We start from the raw sequence: 19773 nt of genomic DNA, 5'->3' as shown, positions 1-19773 counted from the left end.
CGGGCCCCGCACGGGGGGCCGGGTCAGATGAGGGCGGTGGCCTCCTCCAGGGTGAGGCCGCCGCCTTCGGCGTACGCCGAGGCGTACGCGGCCTCGCCGAGCGCGGCCCGCGTCAGCTCCTCGGCGCGGGCCGCGTCCTCGCGTTCCGTGCTGACCGGGAAGTGCTGGGCGGGCAGGTGCGCCCGGTACGCGCCGAGCAGCCGCGCGGCGTCGTACGCGTGCCGCCCGCCGCCGAGGCTGACGTGCGAGACGGCCGCCGTCAGCAGGTACACGGCGGGCATCTGCGGGGCGACCATGAGGGCGAGGGGGTCCCGGGCGGTGTCCATGGCCTTGCGGAGCTGGGCGAGGGCGTCCGCGTACTCGCCGTCCTGGTTGTCCAGCCAGGCCATCGTGCCGCGCAGGAAGCCGTCGAAGATGGCGAAGGCGCCGAGCGCGAACTCCTCGCGCAGCAGCCGGAGCTGGCGGCGGGCCTCGGGGATGCGGCCGGTGCGGCCGTAGACGCCCGCGAGGAACATCCGGGCGGCCGGCATGGCCTCGTTGCCGTAGGTGAGGGAGGTGCCCACGATCTCGGTGAGGATCTCCTCGGCCCGGGCCGTCTCGCCGCTCTCGACGAGGGTCCCGGCCATCCGCACCCGCAGGACCGTGACCTGGGACAGGGCACCGAGCCGCTCGGCGTGCTCGATAGCGGCCCGGAAGTCCTCGCCGGCCGCCGCGAACTCGCCGCGCTTCTCCCGGGATTCGGCGCGCGCGGAGAGCGCTTCGGCGCAGCCCCAGTCGTCGCCCAGCGACTTGAAGAGGGCATGGCTCTCGTCGGCGTCGCGGGCCGCGTCCCCGGACCAGGCCGCCCGGTTGGCCAGCACGTTGGCCCGCATCTGGAGGGCGGAGGCCAGCTCCCAGCGGTAGTCGAGCTCCCGGCAGGTGTCGACGGAGGCGTCGAGGACCCGCTGGAGCAGGGGGGCGTCCCCCGCGATCATCACGGCGTAGATCCACAGGCCTCCGGGGATCCGGCAGGTCTGCGGCAGCCCGGGGCGGTAGGCGGCGACGATCCCGTCGATCCGGTCCCGGATCTCCGGCGCGTTCCAGCTCTCGTTGGACTGGTCGCGCGAGGCGAGCTGGATCAGCCGGATGCCGCGCCAGGCCTCGGTGAGCAGGTCCCCGCCGTACGGCGGGGGCGTGTCGGTGAGTTCCGCGTACACCGGCTCGGCGGGGGTGACGGGCTCGCGGAAGGGATCGGGGACAAGTGCGCCGGCGGCGTCTGACCAGTGCCGGGACTCGGCGCGCAGGTCGTGCATCTGCCAGTACCAGGCGAGGGAGTGGACGAGGCAGAGCACCTCGTCGGTGTCGCGGACCGCGACGGCGCGGCGCAGCGCGGTACGGAGGTTCTCGTATTCGGTGGCGAGCCGCCCGGTGGCCTCGCGCTGACGGCGGCCGCGCAGCAGCGGCCCGGTGGTGCGCGCGAGTTCGCGGTAGTACGTGAGGTGGCGGCGTTCGGTGGCCTCGCGGTCCCCGGCGGCTTCGGCGAGCCGCTCGGCGGCGTACTCGGCGACGGTCTCCAGGAGGCGGTAGCGCATGCCGGCGCCGTCGGGGTCGGGCGCGGCGACGACGAGGGACTTGTCGACGAGGGAGCCGAGGAGGTCGAGGGTGTCGGGGTCGGCGCACACGGCTTCGGCGGCGGCCACGTCGCAGCCGCCGGCGAAGACGGAGAGGCGGCGCAGGACGGCGCGCTCCGGTGCGTCGAGCAGGTCCCAGGACCAGTCGACGACGGCGCGCAGGGTCTGCTGGCGGGGCAGTACGGTGCGGGCGCCGCCGGTCAGGAGCCGGAAGCGGTCGTCGAGCCGGTCGGCGATCTGGCGCGGGGTGAGCAGCCGCAGCCGGGCCGCGGCCAGCTCGATGGCGAGCGGCAGGCCGTCGAGGCGGCGGCAGATCTCGGCGGCGGCCTCGGGGTCGTCGTCGGTGGTGAAGCCGGGCCGTGCGGCGGCCCCGCGCTCTGCCAGGAGCCGGAGCGCGACGGGATCGGGCAGCGGCTCCACCGGCCGCAGGAACTCCCCCGGCACGCCGAGGGGTTCGCGGCTGGTGGCCAGGATCCGGACGCCGGGGCAGCGGGCGAGGAGCTCCTCGGCGAGCTCGGCGGAGGCTTCGACGACGTGTTCGCAGTTGTCCAGGATCAGCAGCATCCGCCGCCGGGCGCAGTGCTCCGCGAGTCGCTCCAGGGGCTGGTCCCCGGCGCGTTCGGTCAGCGCCCGCAGCTCCTCGGCGGCGCCGCCGCGCAGCTTGGTCTCGCGTGCGCCGAGCGCGGCGAGGGCGGCTTCGGCGACGTCCTCGGGGGCGTCGGGTCCGCCTGGTCCCTCGATGGGGGCCAGCTCCACGAACCACACCCCGTCGGGCCAGTCCTGGGCGGCGTGCTCGGCGGCCTCCTGGGACAGCCGCGTCTTCCCGGCGCCGCCGGGCCCGAGCAGCGTGACGAGCCGCGCCCGCCCGAGGTCCTCCCCGATGACCCGGATGTCCCCCTCGCGCCCCACGAAGCTGGTCAACCGCACCCGCAGGTTCCCCGGCCGCGCGGACCCGGCCCCGCCCGCCGGCGGTACGCCACCCGGCGCCCCGGCCGGGCCGGGCTGCGCCGCGCCGGACTCGGGCGGCTGCACGGCTCCGTACCCGCCCGTCGGGGCCGGGCCCGGCCCCGCGGGTTCGGCCGGTGGTTCGGGGGGTGGGGCGAGGAGTTGGGCGTGGAGGGTGCGCAGGGCCGGTCCCGGGCTCGTGCCCAGGCGGGCGGCCAGGTCCCGCCGGACGGCTTCGTAGGCGGCCAGCGCCTCCGCCGGGCGGCCCGTGTCGCGCAGGGCCCGGATCCGCAGCACCTGGAACGGCTCGTCCAGCGGGCGCTCCCCGCACAGGACGGTCAGCTCCGGGAGGGCCCGCTCGGCCTCGCCCAGCGCGAGGGCCGCAGCGAGCCGGCCCCGGCGAGCGTCCAGACGCAGGGCCTCCCAGCGGGCGGACTCGGCCGCCGCGTCCGGCAGATCGGCCAGCGCCGGGCCGCGCCACAGCGCCAGCGCCTCCTCGTACAGCGCCGCCGCCTCGGCCGGGTCCTGGGCCGTCGCGCCGGCCCGGGCGAGCCGCTCGAAGCGGTACAGGTCGACATCGTCGCCCGCCGCGGCGAGCAGGTATCCGCCCTCCACCGAGCGCACGGCCCCGCGCCCCAGCGCCCTGCGCAGCCGGCCCACCAGTGCCTGGAGCGCGGCCGGTGCGTCCGCCGGCCGATCTCCGTCCCACACCTGCTGCACCAGCAGGTGCGCCGGCACGGCCCGCCCCGGGCGCAGCGCGAGCGCGGTCAGCAGCGCCCTCAGGCGCGCTCCACCGACGGCGACGGGGCTCCCGTCGTCGCGGCTGGCCTGGGCAATGCCGAGAATCGCGTAGCGCACCGGCCCATTGTCGCTGGCCCGGGCCCCGGCCCCGTACTCCTTTTGGCTCCCTGCCCGAGGTAGGTTTCGCCGCATGGGTCATCAGGGCGGCCGCGGCGAGCGGCAGATCAGTTCCGTATTCCTCGGCATCTTCGCCGTCATGGCGGTCACCGGCTGGGCCGTGTGGACGGGGTACTCGACGAGCACCGGGCTCGCCGTGTTCCTCTTCGTCACCTCGGCCTGGATCGTCTCCCTCTGCCTGCACGAGTACGCGCACGCCCGCACCGCCCTGCACAGCGGCGACCTCTCGGTCGGGGCCAAGGGCTACCTGACGCTGAACCCGCTGAAGTACACGCACGCGCTGCTGAGCATCGTCCTCCCGGTGATCTTCGTGATCATGGGCGGACTGGGCCTGCCCGGCGGCGCGGTGTACATCGAGCGGGACCGGATCCAGGGCCGCTGGAAGCACAGCCTCATCTCCGCGGCGGGTCCGCTGGCCAACGTGGCCTTCGCCGTCGTCTGCACGGCGCCGTTCTGGCTGAACGCCCTCGACGGGGTCCCGATGGCGTTCCGCTTCGCGCTCGCCTTCCTCGCGCTGCTCCAGGTCTCGGCGGCGATCTTGAACTTCCTTCCGGTTCCGGGCCTGGACGGCTACGGGATCATCGAGCCCTGGCTCTCGTACCGGATCCGCCGCGAGGTCGCGCCGCTGGCGCCGTTCGGGCTGATCGCCGTCTTCGCGCTGCTGTGGATCCCGGAGGTCAACGGGTACTTCTTCGACGTGGTGCGCAACCTGCTGTCCACGCTGGGCGTGTCCGACCTGGAGACCTTCTGCGGCCGCGACCTCTACCGCTTCTGGCAGGACACGAACGGCTTCTGCGCGGCCCCGCAGGGCTGAGCCCGACAGCCGGCCGGACCGGTGGGGGCCCGGGCGCGGGGGCCTTCTCCTGATGCCGGCCTTCGGTCCGGCCCTCGCGCCGGCCATCTCGACGCTGAAGCGCTTCACGCCCACGGAGACGGGGTGCGTGGTCGTCGCGGTCGCCCTCGGCACGCTGGTGATCATCCCCCGTACGCCGGCCCGCGTGGCCCGGCAGCAGTACGAGGACATGGAGGCGTACGGCACCTGCCGGACGGTGGTAGCCGATGTGGACCGGGTCCGGGCCGTCCTCGACCGGAACCTGCGGCGCCTGTAGGCCCCGGCGGGCGGGCTCCTAGGAGGTGCGCGCGGAGCCGGCGGCCTTCTCGGCCTTTGCCTTGCGCAGGTAGAACCAGGCCATGTTCGACGTGAGACCGGCCAGCAGCACCCAGATGATCCCCAGGAAACTGCCCTCCACGAAGGCGACCACGGCCGCGGCCACGGACAGGACGCAGACGACGATGGCGAACACGGCAAGGCGGGGCATGGGGCACAGCTCCTCGGCGACACGGAACGGGGTAGAGCCCCACCAGTGTCCCCCATGGCCCGCAGTGCTCCCGTAAAGACGTCCCACGGGCCCCGCATTCCGCTTCCGCCCCTCTTTAGGCGTTTCCCGATCTTCCGCGCGGCGCGCCGCTACGGTCGCCGGGTACGGAAGAACGACAGTCCGGCCCGCACGGTCCGCCACGGCCGGAGCCGGGCGAACTGGGGGGATGGACATGCAGGAGATCTCAAAGGGCGCCAACGTCAGCCTGACGGCCCTCAGCGAAGACGCCGGGGCCGTGGTGGTGAGCCTGAGCTGGAGCAGTGTGTCGGGGGCCGGCGACGCCGACGTCTCGGTGCTCCTCGTGGACGCGAACGGCAAGGTCCGCAGCGAGGACGACTTCTACTTCTACAACAACCCGGCCGCCGCCGACGGAAGCGTGCAGCTGCTGGGGAAGACGCCGGCCGGGAACGGGGACGAGGACCGGATCGGCGTGGACCTGACCGCCGTGCCCGAGGGGGTCGAGCGGATCGTGGTGGCGGCCAGCCGGTACGGGGGCGCCCGGTTCGGCGACCTGGACGACCTGCGGATGACGGTCGCGGACCGGTCCGGGGAACCGCTGGTCGGGTTCTCCATCCACGACGCGGGCGTGGAGACCGCGTTCATCTTCGGTGAGCTGTACCGGCGCGGCGAGGAGTGGAAGTTCCGCGCGGTCGGACAGGGCTACGAGACCGGGCTGGCCGGGCTGGCCACCGATTTCGGCATCGCCGTGAACGAGGAGGCGGAGGAGGCCGGGGATCCGGGCGGGGCGGGGGACGGCGCCGACGCCGACGCCGTCGCCATGGAGAAGACGCCCGACGCGGAGCCCGAACCGGTCGCCCCGGCTCCGACTCCGGTTACGTCCCCGGTCACAGCCCCGGTCACGGCCCCGGTCACGGCCCCGGCGGAGCCCGTCGCCGTGCCCGCCCAGACCCGCGGGCGGGGCCCCCGTACGACCACGACCAAGAAGAAGGTCACCCTCCCCAAGGTGGCCAAGAGCTCGCTCGCCGAGAACGACTCCTGGCGCCCGGCCCGGCTGTTCCCCGTGCCGACGCTGAAGAGCGACAAGGAGCGGGAGGTGCGCGCCACCTCCGTGCTGCTGTCCGTGATGGCGCAGGTCCCGGAGCTCGGCCGCCGCCTCACCGCCGCCTTCGGCGCCCCCGCCGGACGGATGCAGACCTTCACCGAGGTGTCCCTGCCCCACGGCGACACCCCGCGCCGCCCGGACGGCGTGATCCGGGTCGAACGCGCCGGGAAGCTCTGGACGGCCCTGGTCGAGACGAAGACGAACGGCAACCCGCTCAAGCCGGAGCAGGTGCAGGAGTACATGGACATCGCCGCCCGCCGCGGCTACGAGGCCGTGATCACGCTCTCCAACGACGTGGCCCTCGAAGGCGCGCCCATGGTGGACGTCAAGATCGACGGGCGGCGCAAGCACAAGGTCAGCCTCTGGCACCTGTCCTGGGCCGAGGTGGCCCACCAGGCCCAGATGCTGATCCGCCACGAGGGAGTGGGCAACGCCGCGCACGCCTGGCTGCTCCAGGAGCTGCTGGAGTACCTCCGGCACGACCAGTCGGGCTGCCACGGGTTTCAGAACATGGGCGCCGCCTGGGTGCCCGTACGCAAGGGGATCGAGGACGAGACCCTCGCCTCCGACGACCCGCGCGCCGTCGAGGTCGTCGAGAGCTGGGAGCGGCTGATCCGCCAGGTCTGCCTGCGCTTGGGCGGGGAGCTCGGGCAGAAGGCGCTCCCGGTGCAGCGCGTCCGGCGCGGCAGCGACCAGCAGGCGCGCCGTGCGGCCGCGGCCGAGAGGCTCTGCCTGGACGGGCGGCTCACAGCGGAGCTGCGCATCGACGGGACGAGCAGCGTCATCGCCGTGACCGCCGATCTGCGGACGGGCAAGGTCCGCACCTGCGTGGACGTGCCGGCGCCGGAGGGCTCGTACCCGCTGACCACGGTGAAGCGGCTGGTCCGGCTGCTGGCCGAGGCCCCGGCGGACCTGCACGTGGAGACCCTCGTCGAGGCCGGGAACGGACCGCGCGGCACGCTGGAGCGGCTGCGCCCCGAGCCGGGCGACCTGCTGCCCAAGGGCGGGGCGGCCCTCACCGGGTTCCGCTTGTCGCTCATCAAGGGCATGGGCAACACCCGCGGCAATACGGAGTCCGGTTTCATCCGCAGCGTCGACGAGGCCGTGACCCGCTTCCACCAGGGGGTCGTGGCGCATCTGGGCCCGGTCGAGGCGCGCGCCGGCCGCCAAGGCTGACGCGGCCCCCTGCGCCCGGCTGCCGCCGGGCGCAGGGCGGCGGGGTCAGACGTCCGTGACGCGCAGGCCCGTGTGGGCCTTGTAGCGGCGGTTGGTGGAGATGAGGTTGGCCACCAGGGACTCGACCTGGTGGGCGTTGCGCAGGCGGCCCGCGAAGACGCCGCGCATGCCCGGGATACGGGCGGCCAGGGCCTGGACGATGTCGGTGTCGGCGCGGACTTCGCCGAGGACCATCACGTCGGTGTCGATCTCCTCGACCGACTCGTCCTGGAGCAGGACCGCCGAGAGGTGGTGGAAGGCCGCCGTCACGCGGGAGTCGGGGAGCAGGGCGGCGGCCTGCTGGGCCGCGCTGCCCTCTTCGACCCGCAGCGCGTAGGCGCCCTGCTTGTCGAAGCCGAGCGGGTTGACGCAGTCGACCACGAGCTTGCCCACGAGGTCCTCGCGCAGGGCTTCGAGGGTCTTGGCGTGGCCCTCCCAAGGCACCGCGATGATCACGATGTCGCTGCGGCGCGCGCACTCGGCGTTGTCCGCGCCCTCCACGCCGAGGCCCAGCTCGTCGGCGGCGCTCTGCGCGCGGTCGGCGGCGCGCGAGCCGATGATCACCTTCTGGCCGGCCCGGGCGAGCCGGTAGGCCAGGCCCCGGCCCTGGTCGCCGGTGCCGCCGAGGACGCCGACGACGAGGCCGGAGACGTCCGGCAGGTCCCACGGGTCCTTGGCCGGCGCCTTCGCCGCTGCCGGGGCGGGCGGATTCTGAGTGCTGTCTGTGGAGGTCATGGGGGCGAGGGTAATGCCGTGATCCCGAGAGGCGAACGGACATGCGCCACCACCATCGGGCGAAGCGGGGGCGAAGTGCTCCCGTAGGTCCCTTTCCTGCGGCAGGATGCCGATATGGACGCCGTCAGGGTCGCGCTGCTGCGCGAGGTGCTCGCCGGTACGCAGTGGCCCGGCGACGCGCGGCGCTTCGCCGGATCGCTGCGGCACTCGGTCGTGCCGGCCTGCGGGAACCTGCTGCTGGTGGGCACCGAGCAGTACGAGCCCTGGCACCTGGCGGCGCACCTGGTGGACGAGGCCGCCTGGTCCGGGCTGCCGGAGCTGGCGCCCACCCTCGTACGGCACCGGGTGCGGCCCGGGCAGCCGCCGCACCTGTCGGTGGGGCTGGGCCGGCTGGAGGCGGCCCGGCGCGGGCACACGCTGCTGGTGGTGGCCCCGGAGCAGCCCGGGGCGGGGTTGCTGGAGCGGGTGCACGACGCCCGGCGCGCGGGGGCGACCGTACTGTCGCTGCACGGCGGGGATCCGGATCTCGCCGCGCTCGCGCACGACGCCCTGTCCGTACGGGAGGGCGCCGGCGAGCCGGGTCTGGACACGGTGCAGCACCTGGTCGGCGCGGCGGCCGGGGAGAACGGCCTGCCGGTGCAGCGCGGGCCGCGGCGGCTGCGGGACCGGCTGGCGCGGCTGGCCGATCAGCTGACCGCGCCGCCGCCCGGCCGCTGGTGAGCCCGCGAGGCACGGACCCGAAGCCCTGCTCCCCTGCATCCCTACGGCGCGCTCGTGCCCTCGTCCTCTTCGCGGGACTTGTCGTTCCACTTGGGGTCGTTCTGCCATTCGAGGTTGCGCTCCTGCGCCGTCTCCATGGCGTGGTTCGCCTCCTCGGGCGTGGTGTAGGGGCCGAACCGGTCCTTCGCCGGGCACTCCGGGCCTTCCTCGACCTTGTGGTGGACCAGGCAGTAGTACCACTCGCCGGGTTTGCCCACCTGGCGCTTCTTGAACAGGGCCATCGTCTTCGGGCTCCTCTCGATACCACTCTCTGCCCGCCATGCTGCCCCATCCCCGCTGGATACACTCGCTTGCATGTCTGGCCAGTCGCTGCTCGTACCAGGCGAGCTCTCTCCCGCCCGTTCCGTTCCCGGAAACATCCGCCGGCCCGAGTACGTGGGCAAGCCCGCGCCCACTCCGTACACCGGACCGGAGGTGCAGTCCGCCGCGACCGTCGAGGCCATGCGCATCGCCGGCCGGATCGCCGCCCAGGCGATGGAAGAGGCCGCCAAGCTGATCGCCCCGGGGGTGACCACCGACGAGCTGGACCGGGTCGCGCACGAGTACATGTGCGACCACGGCGCCTACCCGTCGACGCTGGGCTACCGGGGCTTCCCGAAGTCCCTGTGCTCCTCGGTGAACGAGGTCATCTGTCACGGCATCCCCGACTCCACCGTCCTGCGCGACGGCGACATCGTGAACCTCGACGTCACCGCGTTCATCGGCGGCGTGCACGGCGACAACAACGCCACGTACCTGTGCGGGGAGGTGGACGAGGAGTCGCGGCTGCTGGTGAAGCGCACCCGCGAGGCCCTGAACCGCGCCATCAAGGCCGTCAGGCCGGGCCGCCAGATCAATGTGATCGGCCGGGTCATCGAGTCGTACGCGAAGCGCTTCGGCTACGGCGTGGTCCGGGACTTCACCGGGCACGGCATCAACTCGTCCTTCCACTCCGGCCTGATCGTCCCGCACTACGACAGCCCGCACGCCACGACCGTCATCGAGCCCGGGATGACCTTCACGATCGAGCCGATGCTGACCCTGGGCACGCACGAGTACGACATGTGGGCGGACGGCTGGACGGTCGTCACGAAGGACCGCAAGCGCACCGCGCAGTTCGAGCACACACTGGTCGTAACGGACACGGGCGCCGAGATCCTCACCCTTCCGTAGCGGCCCACAGGGAAAAGCTCCTCCCAAAAGTCCTCCGGAAGAGTTTTACCGACAAGGCGTCGGGAAGACATTGACTTAGGTAACCCTAAGCGCGAGGATCGGGCGTGGCGGCCGCGCCGTCACGCCCACCGGGCCCGTTATTCCTCGTCCCGTCTCCGGAGGATTGTTTTGGACGCCTTCTCTACGGTCATCCGTGTCGCGTCGCACGAGCAGCACACCGAGGCAGAGACCTCGACGTTCATGAGCGACCTGCTCGGCGGCCGGCTCGGGGTGGACGCGTACGCGCGCTACACCGAGCAGCTGTGGTTCGTGTACCGGGCTCTGGAGGACGCGGCCGAGTCCCTGAAGGACGACCCGGTGGCGGGCCCGTTCATACAGCCCGAGCTGATGCGCGTGGCCGAGATCGAGCGCGACCTGGCGCACCTGCGCGGCCCGTCCTGGCGCGAGACGCTGGTCGCGCTGCCCGCGACCGAGTCCTACGCGGACCGTGTGGCCGAGTGCGCGGCCACCTGGCCCGGCGGGTACGTCGCCCACCACTACACCCGCTATCTGGGCGACCTCTCGGGCGGCCAGATCATCCGCGACAAGGCGGAGCGGACCTGGGGCTTCACCCGCAAGGGCGACGGCGTGCGGTTCTATGTCTTCGCCGACATCTCCAACCCCGCGGCCTTCAAGCGGACCTACCGCGAGCTGCTGGACGCGATCGCCGCGGACGACCTGGAGAAGCAGCGCATCATCGACGAGTGCAAGCGCGCCTTCGACTTCAACGGCGCGGTCTTCCGGGAGCTGGGCGCGGAGTTCCCGCTGAGCGCCTGAGCCTCCCCCGCACGCGTCTGCGTACGGCAACGGCACCCCCGGCACCGAGCGGCGCGGGGGGTGCCGTTGCCGTTCCGCCGTCAGTCGCCGTGGATCAGCCAGAGGGCCAGGCCGACGAACATGAGCACGGCCTCGACGGCCTTGGCGCAGAAGAGGGCGAGTCCGGCGCCGATGCTGCCCGCCACGATGCGGTTCGTACGCTGCGCCGGGGTCCGGGGCCGCCGCCAGGCGAGGGCCGTCAGGCCCAGCGGGATCAGGTACGGGAGGGAGAACCAGAGCGGGCAGCGCGGCAGGTACGAGGCCGCGTGGCCGAGGCCGCCGGCCACCAGCGTCAGCGCCGTGAAGAGCGCCGGGACCAGCAGCCAGCGCTGCGTCTCGTCGGGGTGCGGGTGCGCGTACGTCTGCGGCTGCTGCGGCCGGCCGGCGCTCGATGGCGTGTTCATGCAGCCATGGAACCGCTGGAGGGCATCGCGCCCCCAGCGCGGAGGTACTCAATCCGGCGTGCGCACCTACTCAGTTCGCGCCTGTTCAGTTCGCGCCTGCTCGGTGCGCGGCGGCGGGAGCTTCGCGAAGCGGACGCGGCCGCCGATCTCGACGGTGCCGTCCGGTCCGGGCGCGGTGAGGATCTGGGAGCCCGCGCCCTGGGTGATGTTCAGGGCCCGGTTCAGCTCGGCGGTCAGCAGTATCGCGGCCGATCCGGTGGCCTCGTCCTCGGCGATGACCCCGTCGGGGCGGCGCGGGAAGCCGCGGGCGCGGATGCGGCCCGCCGTCTCGTCCCCCCAGGCCCAGGCGTACAGCCAGCCCTCGCCGGGCGGCGGCGCGGGCAGCGCGTCGACCTCGGCGGGGCTGGCGTACTGCCGGGTGCGCTTGCCCTCGACCCACTCGGGGAGGGCCGTGATCCAGGTGAACTCCCCGTCGTCACGGGCCCATACGGAGCCGGCCGGCGGCTGGAGCTCCTCGATGTCCAGCAGCCAGGCGACCCCGACCAGCGGATGGCCGGCGAAGGACATCCGCGTGCCGGGGGTGCGGATGTCGACGACCCCCCGCTCGGGGTCGTCGACGAACACCGTCTCGCTGTAGCCGAGTTCGGCGGCCAGCGCCTGCCTCGACGCGTCGTCGGGGCAGGTCCGGCCGTCACGGACGACACCGAGCAGGTTGCCGTGCCGTCCGTCACCCGCGCAGAAGACCTTGAGCACATCGAGATCGTTCACGCGGGAAATTGAAACACGGTTCAGATCTGGGCCGCGCGCCGCCTGCGGGCGAGGAAGACGGCTCCGGCACCGGCCGCGACGACAGCGCCGGAGCTGGCGAGCAGGGCTCCGGCCGGGATTTCGGCGCCGGTGCTGGCGAGGTTGCCGCCGACGCTGCCGCCACCGCCCACGGTGCCGGCCGTGCCGCCGGTCCCGCCGGTGGTGGACGTGGGCGTGGTGGTGGGCGCCGTGGTGGGGATCACCACGTCCTTGTCGACGGAGACCGAGAGGGTGACGGGGTCGGTCGGCTTGCCCTCGGCGTAGTCCGGGCTCGGGGCGCCTATGGCGGCCGCGCCCTCGGCGGTGAAGGCGGCCGGGACGGCGTTGAGCGTGAGCAGGCCGCCCGAGGTCCGGTACTCGGCCTTCGACAGGTCGAGCGTGGCGAACGGGACGTTCACCTTGGTGGCGGTGGGCGACTTGACGTCCAGGACGAGGGTGCCCTTCTTGCCCTCGGCGTTGATGCGCACGTTGGCGAAGGTCATGTCGACGCCGTGGTCGGCGCGCTGGAAGCGCAGGTTGCCCGCGAAGGTGGCACTCAGCTTCTGCTTCTTGACGTCGAGCTCGCCCTTGCCGAGGGGGAAGGCGAAGGTGTCGCCGCTCGCGACGGCCCCGTCCGCCGGGGTGACCGAGCCGCCGCCCTTCACCACGTACGAGCGGAAACCTTCCTTCACGCCCCAGGTGAGCCGGCCGCCGAGGAGCTGCTGCGGGCCGCCGGCCGCAGGGGAGCTCGCGCTCTGCGAGGGGGTCGCGGAGTGCGACGGGCCCGAGGGGGTCGGGGACGGGGAGGCGGAGGTGGAAGGCGAAGGCGACGGGGTCACGGACGGGGACGGGGGCGGGGACGGCTGCCCGAACTGCAGGGCGGCCGTGAGCGGGTCGCCGGCCAGGCCGACGTACTTGTCCGAACCGAGCTGGCCCGCAGCCTCCTTGGTGAGGGTGGTGCCGAGCTTGTCCATGGACTGCCCGCCGAAGGCCACGTCGGCCATGGGGACGTTCGGGGTGAGGGTGCCGTTCTTGGTGACGTCGGCGGTCAGCTTCTTCGTGCCCGTGTCGAAGCGGAGGTTGGCGAGGGTCAGCTTGAAGCCGTGCATGGGGGCGTCGAAGGTGACGCTGCCCTTGAAGGCGGCGGTCACGACGTGCCCGCCGTCCTTGTCGTACTGGCCGGTCGCCGAGGTGAAGCGGAAGGTGCCGTCCGCGTTCAGGGCAGCCCCGTCCGCCGGGGTGATCGTGCCCTTCGCGATGTTCAGGACGTACGAGCGGTAGCTCGCCAGGACCCCCCAGTCGAGGGTGCCGTTCACGATCGGCATCGGCGCGGAGGCGACGGCCGCGGAGGCCTGCCCGCCACCCACCGCCGTCGCGGGCAGGACAAAGGCGGTGGCGCCGAGTGCGGCTGCCGTGGCGACGGCGGCAGCGAGTGCGAGCGAACGGCGGTGGGACGAGGACATGCGAGGGCCTCCTGGAAGGCAACGGGGGTGGCGTTTGGGACGGGGTGAGGTGAGGCGAGGTGAGAGGGAGCGGGTCAGGACTGGGACGTCGGGGGTGCGTCCGTGGCCTCCGTGACCTCCGCGGCTTCCGTGGCCTCCGTGGCGCGGTTGCGGCGCAGGAAGAGGAAGACGGCCCCGGCGGCCAGGACCAGGACGGCCACGCCGAGGGCGGCGTACAGGCCGGTGTTCGAAGACTCCTCGGCCTTCGCGACGGGGGCGGGCGACGGGCCGGAGGCCGCCGGTGCGGCGGGCGGGGCCGTCGAGCCCAGGTCGGGCAGGGCCGGCAGTTTCGCGGTGGCGTCCAGCGCGACGGAGAGCGAGACGGGGTCCATCTCGGTGCCGGCTTTGTACATCGAGCCGAAGGCCTGCGCGCCGCCCTCGGTGAGGGTGGCGGGGGCCTCGGTGAGGGTGGCGAGCGCTGCCTCGGTCTTCAGCCCCTTGGCGTCGAACTCGACGAGCGCGACCGCGCTCTTCGTCTCGGTGCCCGTGGTGACGTCGGCGGACAGGACGCCCTTGCCGTCCTCCACCTTGACGCTCACCTTGCCGAGCTTCAGGTCCAGATGGGCGCCGGTGAAGTGGACGGTGCCGGCGAAGGCGGCGTCAAGGGTGCCCTTTTGGCCGTCGTACGCGCCCTTGCCCTGCGGGAAGCGGAACAGCGCGCCGCCGTCCTGGGCCCCCTCGGCGAGGGTCCACTTGCCCTGGCCGACGGAGCCGGTGACGTACTCGCGGAACGTACGCCGCACACCCCAGTCGACGGCGGCGTCGGCGAACGCCCCCTGGGCGGCCTGCGGATCCTGCGAGGGCTGCGCCGACGCGCTCGCGGAGGGCGCGGTCCCGGCGGCCGGGGCCTTGACGTCCGCGGAGAGCGAGACCGGGTCGAGCTGTGCGCCCGCCGAGTAGTAGCCGGCGAAGGCCTTGGCACCCTGCTCGGTGAGGGTGGCCGGGATGTTGGTCAGGGCGATCGGACTGCCGCCGCCCTTCATGTCGACCCCGCCGAGGCCGAGCGTGGCGAAGGGGACCCGGGTCTGGGTGGTGACCGCGCCGGTGTCCTTGGCCTTGCTGGAGACGTCCGCGTACAGCGTGCCGCGACCGCCGTCGATCTTGACGGTGGGGCGGCTGACCGTCAGGTCCAGCTCGTACGTGCCGTCCGGCTTCTGGTGGCCCTGGAAGCCGACGCCGCCGCTGAACGCCGCCTCGAACGCCCCGGAGTCCGGGTCGTAGGAGCCGGTGGCCGAGTGGAAGCGGAACAGGCTGCCGCCGACCGTGGCGGCTCCGTTCTTCAGCTTGAAAGCGCCTTTCGCGACGGGACCGGTGACATAACTCTGGAAGGACGATTTGATGCCCCAGTCGAGTCGGCCCCCCTGCACGGTGCGATCGGCCGCATGGGCGGCGGTGGCCGGGAACAGGGCGCCGAGCAAGGCCGCCAGGGTTGCCAACAGGGCGACTGCCGACGCGCGGGCGGGTCTTGCAGGCATGGTGGTCCCCTCCCAGGGCTGGTGAATAAGGTTAGGCTAACCTAAGCTACCTCCAGTCAGAGGGGAACCCCCGGTTCCCCGGAACCTCAACACGACAGCCGGACGAACAGCCGGACGATCAGGACGGTGCCTTCGTGTCCACGCCCGCCGCGCCAACCCGCTTCCCCCGCCGCGCCCTTGCCCTTGCGGTCACCTTCTCCGCACTGGCCCTGGCCACCCTGACGGGCTGCGCGGGCACCTCCGCCACCGGCGCCGGCGCCGGCGCCGGACCCGGACCGGGCACCGCCGCCCGCCCGGCCGCCGCACCCGACCGGGTGGAACCGCTCGCCCCGGCGCCGCTGCCCGCCCTCCCGGTCACCGCGGCCTCGGCGGACGGCCGCCAGGTGACGGTGACGGCGGCGGACCGGATCGTCCCGCTGAGCGGCAGCCTGAACGAGATCGTCCAGACCCTGGGCCTCGGCCCGCAGGTCGTCGCCCGCGACATCACGGCCACCTTCGAACAGGCCGCGCAGCTGCCGGTGGTGACCCGGGGCCATGACGTCTCGGCGGAGAGCGTGCTGTCGCTGCGCCCCACGCTGGTGCTGGCCGAGACCACCTCCGGCCCGGCCGAGGCGATCCGGCAGATCCGCGACGCGGGCATCCCGCTGCTGGTGGTGGCCCCGGCCAAATCGCTGGACGACGTACCGAAGCGGATCGAGACGATCGCCGCCGCGCTGGGCGTCAAGGACGCCGGCGCCCGGCTGAACGAGCGCACCGCCGAGCGGATCACCGCCGCCCGCAAGGGCATCCCCGCCTCCGCGGCCTCCGGGAAGAAGCCCCGGGTGGCCTTCCTCTACCTGCGCGGCACCGCCTCCGTGTACCTGCTGGGCGGCTCGGACTCGGGCGCGGCCCCGCTCCTCGAAGCGGCCGGCGCGGTGGACACGGGCAAGGAGTCGGGGCTCGGCAAGGACTTCACCCCGATCACGAGCGAGGCGCTGGCGGCAGCCGCGCCCGACGCCATCCTCGTCATGTCCAAGGGGCTGGAGTCCGTGGGCGGTACGGACGGCCTCGTGAAGATCCCGGGCGTCGCCCAGACCCCGGCGGGGATGGACCGGCGCGTCGTCACCGTCGACGACGGGGTCCTGCTGAACTACGGCCCGCGCACCGACCAGGTGCTGAGCTCGCTGATCTCCCAGCTGTACGGAAAGACCGCGTGACGTGACGGAACAGAACACGGGCGCGGTCACCCTGCCCGGGGCCGGCCCCCGAACGCCCGCGCCCGCGACGCCGGCCGGGCCGGGTGCGCCGGCCGGACCGGATGCGCCGGCCGGACCGGATGCGCCGGCGACCGCCAAGGCCCCCAGGGCCCGGACCGGTGCCTTGCTGATCGCGGCGCTCGTCGTCGTGCTGGCGGGCCTGGCCCTGGTGTCCGCCGGGGTCGGGGCCTACGGGATCCCCGTCGCCGACGTGCTCGGCTCGGTGCAGCACCGGCTCGGGCTCGGCGGGGCCGCGCTCGACCGGGTCGGCGAGAGCGTGCTGTGGAACGTACGGCTCCCCCGGGTCGTGCTCGCGCTGCTCGTCGGCTCCAGCCTGGGCTGCGCGGGGGCCCTGATGCAGGGGGTGTTCGGGAACCCGCTCGCCGAGCCCGGCGTCATCGGGATCTCCGCGGGCGCCGCCGTCGGCGCGGTGGCCGCCATCGGGCTCGGCCTCAGCTTCTTCGGCAACTGGACCATCACCGCCTGCGCGTTCGCCGCCGGACTGGTCACCGTCGGCTCCGTCTACCTCCTCTCCCGCAACGGCGGCAGGACCGAGGTCGTCACGCTCATCCTCACCGGCATCGCCGTCAACGCCTTCGCCGGCGCCCTGATCGGCCTGTTCGTCTTCTTCGCGGACAGCGGCCAGGTCAACCAGATCACCTTCTGGCAGCTCGGCTCCCTCGCCCAGGCCACCTGGCCCAAGGTGCTCGCCGTCCTGCCCTGCGCGCTCGCCGGCCTGCTGATCGCCCCCTTCCACGCCCGCAAGCTGGACCTGCTCTCCCTCGGTGAACGCCCCGCCCGCCACCTCGGCGTGGACGTGGAGCGGCTGCGCCTCGCGCTCATCCTCGTCGTCGCGCTGCTCACCGCGGCCGCCGTCGCCGTGGCCGGCATCATCACCTTCGTCGGGCTGCTCGTCCCGCACCTGCTGCGCATGGCGAACGGACCCGGCCACCGCTTCCTGGTCCCCGGCAGCGCGCTGGCCGGAGCCGTGGTCCTGCTCGCGGGCGATCTGGCCGCCCGGACCATCGCCAGGCCCGCCGAGCTGCCGCTCGGGGTGCTGACCGCGCTGATCGGCAGCCCCTTCTTCTTCTGGCTGCTGCGCCGGACCCGCCGCAAGCAGGGGGGCTGGGCATGAGCATCCCGTTCCTGCGGCGCGGCAGGCGCGGCATCCCCGCCCGGCCGGCCCCCGGCGCCGCCTTCGCCGAGGCGGTCGGCCTGCGTGTCCGCCTCGGCGACCGCGAGGTGCTGGCCGGGATCGACCTGAGCGCCCGGGCCGGCGAGGTGCTGGCCCTGGTCGGCCCGAACGGCGCCGGCAAGTCCACGCTGCTGGCCGCCCTGTCGGCCGACCTGCCCGCCGCCGGGGGGCTCGTACGGATCGACGGGCGGCCGGTGGGTGACTGGGCGGCCCCGGAGCTGGCCCTGCGCCGGTCCGTACTCCCCCAGTCGGCGCAGATGTCCTTCCCGTTCCCGGTCGCGGACGTCGTACGGATGGGCCGCGCCCCCTGGGCCGGCACCCCGCTCGCCGACTCCGACGAGGAGGCGGTGGCCGCCGCGATGGCCGCCACGGAGGTGGCCGGCTTCGCCGCCCGCCCCTTCTCGGCGCTCTCCGGCGGTGAACGGGCCCGGGTCGCGCTGGCCCGCGTACTGGCCCAGCGGGCTCCGCTGCTGCTGCTCGACGAACCCACCGCGGCCCTGGACCTGCGCCACCAGGAGCTGGTGCTGCGGATCTGCCGGGAGCGGGCCGCGGCCGGGGACGCGGTCGTCGTCGTCCTGCACGACCTGGGCCTGGCCGCCGCGTACGCCGACCGGGCCGCCGTCCTGCACGACGGGCGGATCGCGGTGGACGGGCCCCCGGCCGAGGTGTTCGAGGACGAGCTGCTGAGCCGGGTCTACCGACAACCGGTGGAAGTGCTGCCCCATCCGCGCACCGGGGTTCCGCTTGTGGTCCCCGTACGGGACGAGGAGCGTTCCGCGCTGCGGGCCGAGGACCGTTCCGCCATGCGGAACGACCGCACCGGCTTGACCTCCGCTTGACCATTCCATGGGTTGGCCCTGGAGGCTCCGTGACGGCCCCGTGTCCGGCGGCCCGGCGTGTGCGCTGAATCACTGGACGCGCGGGTATGAGTCAGGTAAGCCTCGGTTAAGTTAGGTTCGCCTCACCGGCCGCCCTCCCGATCGGGGCGGCCGTCTGCCGAACGCCAGACAGCCAGGAGCACGCATGCGTCCCGCCCGCCTCACCGTCCTCACCGCGGTCGCCGCCGTGGCAGCGCTGACCGCCGTCACCGGCTGCGCCGAGAAGAGCGCCGGCGGCGACGGCACGATCAAGGTCGCGGCTTCCGACACCGCCTGTGAGCTCTCCAAGACCGAGTTCCCGGCCGGCAAGGTCTCCATCGAGGTCGAGAACAAGGGCTCCAAGGTCACCGAGCTGTACGTCCTCTTCCCGGACGACCGGATCGTCGCCGAGCGGGAGAACATCGGCCCCGGCACCAAGGCGACCATCACCGCCGAGATCAAGGCCGGTGACTACGAGTTCGCCTGCAAGCCCGGCATGAAGGGCGACGGCATCCGCCAGAAGGTGAAGGCCACCGGCGGCGCCGCCGAGAAGCGCAGCCCCGAGCTGGACGCCGCGGTCGCCGAATACCGCAAGTACGTGCAGGCGCAGGCCGACGAGACCCTCCCCAAGGCACAGGCCTTCGCGGACGCGGTCAAGGCCGGTGACCTGGAGGCCGCCAAGAAGGCGTACGCCGCGTCCCGCATCGGCTGGGAGCGCACCGAGCCGGTCGCCGAGTCCTTCGGCGACATCGACCCGAAGGTCGACGTCCGCGAGGACGGCCTGGAGGCCGGCCAGGACCCGGCCAAGGACTGGACCGGCTGGCACCGCCTGGAGAAGGCCCTGTTCGCCGACAAGAAGATCGGCGACGACGAGAAGAAGCTCGCCGACCAGCTGATGACCGACCTCACCGACTGGCAGAAGAAGGTCGGCCAGGCTGAGATCACCCCCACCTCGATGGCCAACGGTGCCAAGGAGCTGCTGGACGAGGTCGCCAGTGGCAAGGTCACCGGTGAGGAAGAGCGCTACAGCCACACCGACCTGGTCGACTTCAAGGCCAACGTCGAGGGCGCCCAGAAGGCGTACGAGCTGCTGAAGCCGGTCGCCGCGAAGAACGACCCGGCCCTCTCCGCCGAGCTGGACAAGCAGTTCGCCGCGATGAGCACGCTGCTCGACAAGTACCGCGCCGACAAGAACGGCTACGACTTCACCGCCTACGACACGGTCGGCCAGGACCAGCGCAAGGAGCTCTCGGACGCTGTCAGCGCCCTCGGCGAGCCGCTGTCCAAGCTCGCCGCGGCCGTCGCCAAGTAACGCGTGATCAGGGGTACGGACCATGTCTGACGACACCAGCACCACAGGCTCGGCCGCCGAGGCCGCCGAGCCGGCCGACTCCGCCGAGGCCGCCGCGTCCGCCGCAGGCGGGCCGTCGCGCCGGTCCGTACTCGGCTGGGGCGGTGCCGGGCTCGCGCTCGGCGCCGCCGCGGCGGGCGGCACCGTCGCCGCGCTGACCGGTGACGGCGACCCCGTCCCGGCCGCGCTCAGCGGCTCCTCGGTGACCTTCCACGGCACCCACCAGGCCGGTATCGCCTCCGCCGTCCAGGACCGGCTGCACTTCGCCGCGTTCGACGTGAAGACGAAGGACCGCGCCGAGCTCGTCCAGCTCCTG

The 19773-nt window shown here is 73.4% G+C and carries 18 protein-coding genes and 1 pseudogene; 11 read left to right on the top strand and 8 right to left on the bottom strand.

Annotated elements, in window-relative coordinates:
- Positions 1-23: 23 nt before the first annotated feature.
- Positions 24-3488 carry a BTAD domain-containing putative transcriptional regulator gene (locus ACFXGI_RS34410; protein WP_384715535.1) on the bottom strand — a complete coding sequence of 1155 codons (3465 nt, stop codon included), beginning with the start codon at positions 3486-3488 and terminating at the stop codon, positions 24-26.
- Between ACFXGI_RS34410 and ACFXGI_RS34405 the strand changes: the two genes are divergently transcribed.
- Entirely contained in the window at positions 3487-4287 is an 801-nt protein-coding gene (locus tag ACFXGI_RS34405) for a site-2 protease family protein (protein ID WP_384715532.1), read from the top strand. The genes ACFXGI_RS34410 and ACFXGI_RS34405 overlap by 2 nt on opposite strands.
- Positions 4288-4339: 52 nt before the next feature.
- Positions 4340-4582, top strand: coding sequence for a hypothetical protein (locus tag ACFXGI_RS34400; protein ID WP_384715529.1), 243 nt, complete (start codon positions 4340-4342; stop codon positions 4580-4582).
- Between the two features lie 18 nt (positions 4583-4600).
- On the opposite strand, the gene ACFXGI_RS34395 is transcribed toward ACFXGI_RS34400, so the two are convergent.
- Entirely contained in the window at positions 4601-4792 is a 192-nt protein-coding gene (locus tag ACFXGI_RS34395; protein WP_384715526.1) for a hypothetical protein, read from the bottom strand.
- 232 nt (positions 4793-5024) lie between these two features.
- Here ACFXGI_RS34395 and ACFXGI_RS34390 point away from each other — a divergent pair, with 232 nt between their 5' ends.
- Complete coding sequence (locus ACFXGI_RS34390) at positions 5025-7091, top strand: TerD family protein (RefSeq protein WP_384715523.1); 2067 nt, start codon at positions 5025-5027, stop codon at positions 7089-7091.
- 45 nt (positions 7092-7136) lie between these two features.
- Here ACFXGI_RS34390 and npdG read toward each other — a convergent pair whose 3' ends face one another.
- Positions 7137-7865, bottom strand: a complete 729-nt coding sequence (gene npdG / locus ACFXGI_RS34385; RefSeq protein WP_384715520.1) for an NADPH-dependent F420 reductase — start codon at positions 7863-7865, stop codon at positions 7137-7139.
- A 114-nt stretch (positions 7866-7979) separates the two neighbouring features.
- On the opposite strand from npdG, the gene ACFXGI_RS34380 reads away from it, so the two are divergent.
- Positions 7980-8585: a hypothetical protein gene (locus ACFXGI_RS34380; RefSeq protein WP_384715518.1), complete on the top strand. Its 606-nt coding sequence runs from the start codon at positions 7980-7982 to the stop codon at positions 8583-8585.
- 41 nt (positions 8586-8626) lie between these two features.
- Here ACFXGI_RS34380 and ACFXGI_RS34375 read toward each other — a convergent pair whose 3' ends face one another.
- Positions 8627-8866, bottom strand: a complete 240-nt coding sequence (locus ACFXGI_RS34375) for a hypothetical protein (RefSeq protein ID WP_384715515.1) — start codon at positions 8864-8866, stop codon at positions 8627-8629.
- A gap of 73 nt (positions 8867-8939) precedes the next feature.
- Here ACFXGI_RS34375 and map point away from each other — a divergent pair, with 73 nt between their 5' ends.
- Positions 8940-9797, top strand: coding sequence for a type I methionyl aminopeptidase (gene map / locus ACFXGI_RS34370; protein WP_384715512.1), 858 nt, complete (start codon positions 8940-8942; stop codon positions 9795-9797).
- Between the two features lie 168 nt (positions 9798-9965).
- Positions 9966-10613, top strand: a complete 648-nt coding sequence (locus tag ACFXGI_RS34365) for a heme oxygenase (biliverdin-producing) (RefSeq protein WP_384715509.1) — start codon at positions 9966-9968, stop codon at positions 10611-10613.
- An 80-nt stretch (positions 10614-10693) separates the two neighbouring features.
- Here the strand turns inward: ACFXGI_RS34365 and ACFXGI_RS34360 are convergent, their stop codons facing one another.
- The 4 genes from ACFXGI_RS34360 to ACFXGI_RS34345 all read right to left on the bottom strand — a co-directional run bounded on the left by ACFXGI_RS34360 (position 10694) and on the right by ACFXGI_RS34345 (position 14819).
- The gene (locus ACFXGI_RS34360) at positions 10694-11056 is read right to left on the bottom strand and encodes a hypothetical protein (protein WP_384715506.1); all 363 of its coding nucleotides are present in this window, start codon (positions 11054-11056) and stop codon (positions 10694-10696) included.
- Between the two features lie 66 nt (positions 11057-11122).
- Entirely contained in the window at positions 11123-11824 is a 702-nt protein-coding gene (locus ACFXGI_RS34355) for a PhzF family phenazine biosynthesis protein (RefSeq protein WP_384715503.1), read from the bottom strand.
- Positions 11825-11844: 20 nt separating this feature from the next.
- Entirely contained in the window at positions 11845-13305 is a 1461-nt protein-coding gene (locus ACFXGI_RS34350) for an HtaA domain-containing protein (RefSeq protein ID WP_384715500.1), read from the bottom strand.
- A gap of 74 nt (positions 13306-13379) precedes the next feature.
- Positions 13380-14819, bottom strand: a complete 1440-nt coding sequence (locus ACFXGI_RS34345) for an HtaA domain-containing protein (protein WP_384715497.1) — start codon at positions 14817-14819, stop codon at positions 13380-13382.
- Positions 14820-14953: 134 nt separating this feature from the next.
- Here ACFXGI_RS34345 and ACFXGI_RS34340 point away from each other — a divergent pair, with 134 nt between their 5' ends.
- The 5 genes and pseudogenes from ACFXGI_RS34340 to ACFXGI_RS34320 all read left to right on the top strand — a co-directional run.
- Positions 14954-16015: a hemin ABC transporter substrate-binding protein gene (locus ACFXGI_RS34340; protein WP_384715494.1), complete on the top strand. Its 1062-nt coding sequence runs from the start codon at positions 14954-14956 to the stop codon at positions 16013-16015.
- Between the two features lies 1 nt (position 16016).
- Entirely contained in the window at positions 16017-17189 is a 1173-nt protein-coding gene (locus tag ACFXGI_RS34335; RefSeq protein ID WP_384715492.1) for a FecCD family ABC transporter permease, read from the top strand.
- On the top strand, positions 17186-18088 hold the full coding sequence (locus ACFXGI_RS34330) for a heme ABC transporter ATP-binding protein (protein ID WP_384715489.1): 903 nt from the start codon (positions 17186-17188) through the stop codon (positions 18086-18088). The genes ACFXGI_RS34335 and ACFXGI_RS34330 overlap by 4 nt, the downstream gene beginning before the upstream one ends.
- Positions 18089-18272: 184 nt before the next feature.
- Positions 18273-19418, top strand: coding sequence for an iron uptake system protein EfeO (efeO, locus tag ACFXGI_RS34325; protein WP_384715486.1), 1146 nt, complete (start codon positions 18273-18275; stop codon positions 19416-19418).
- A gap of 22 nt (positions 19419-19440) precedes the next feature.
- Positions 19441-19773: pseudogene (locus tag ACFXGI_RS34320) on the top strand (deferrochelatase/peroxidase EfeB); the annotation flags it as partial.

The organism is Streptomyces sp. NPDC059355 (genome assembly GCF_042752335.1).
GTDB lineage: Bacteria > Actinomycetota > Actinomycetes > Streptomycetales > Streptomycetaceae > Streptomyces.
Note: the sequence above shows the minus strand (reverse complement) of the source record. Positions and strands in the feature narration are given on the sequence as shown.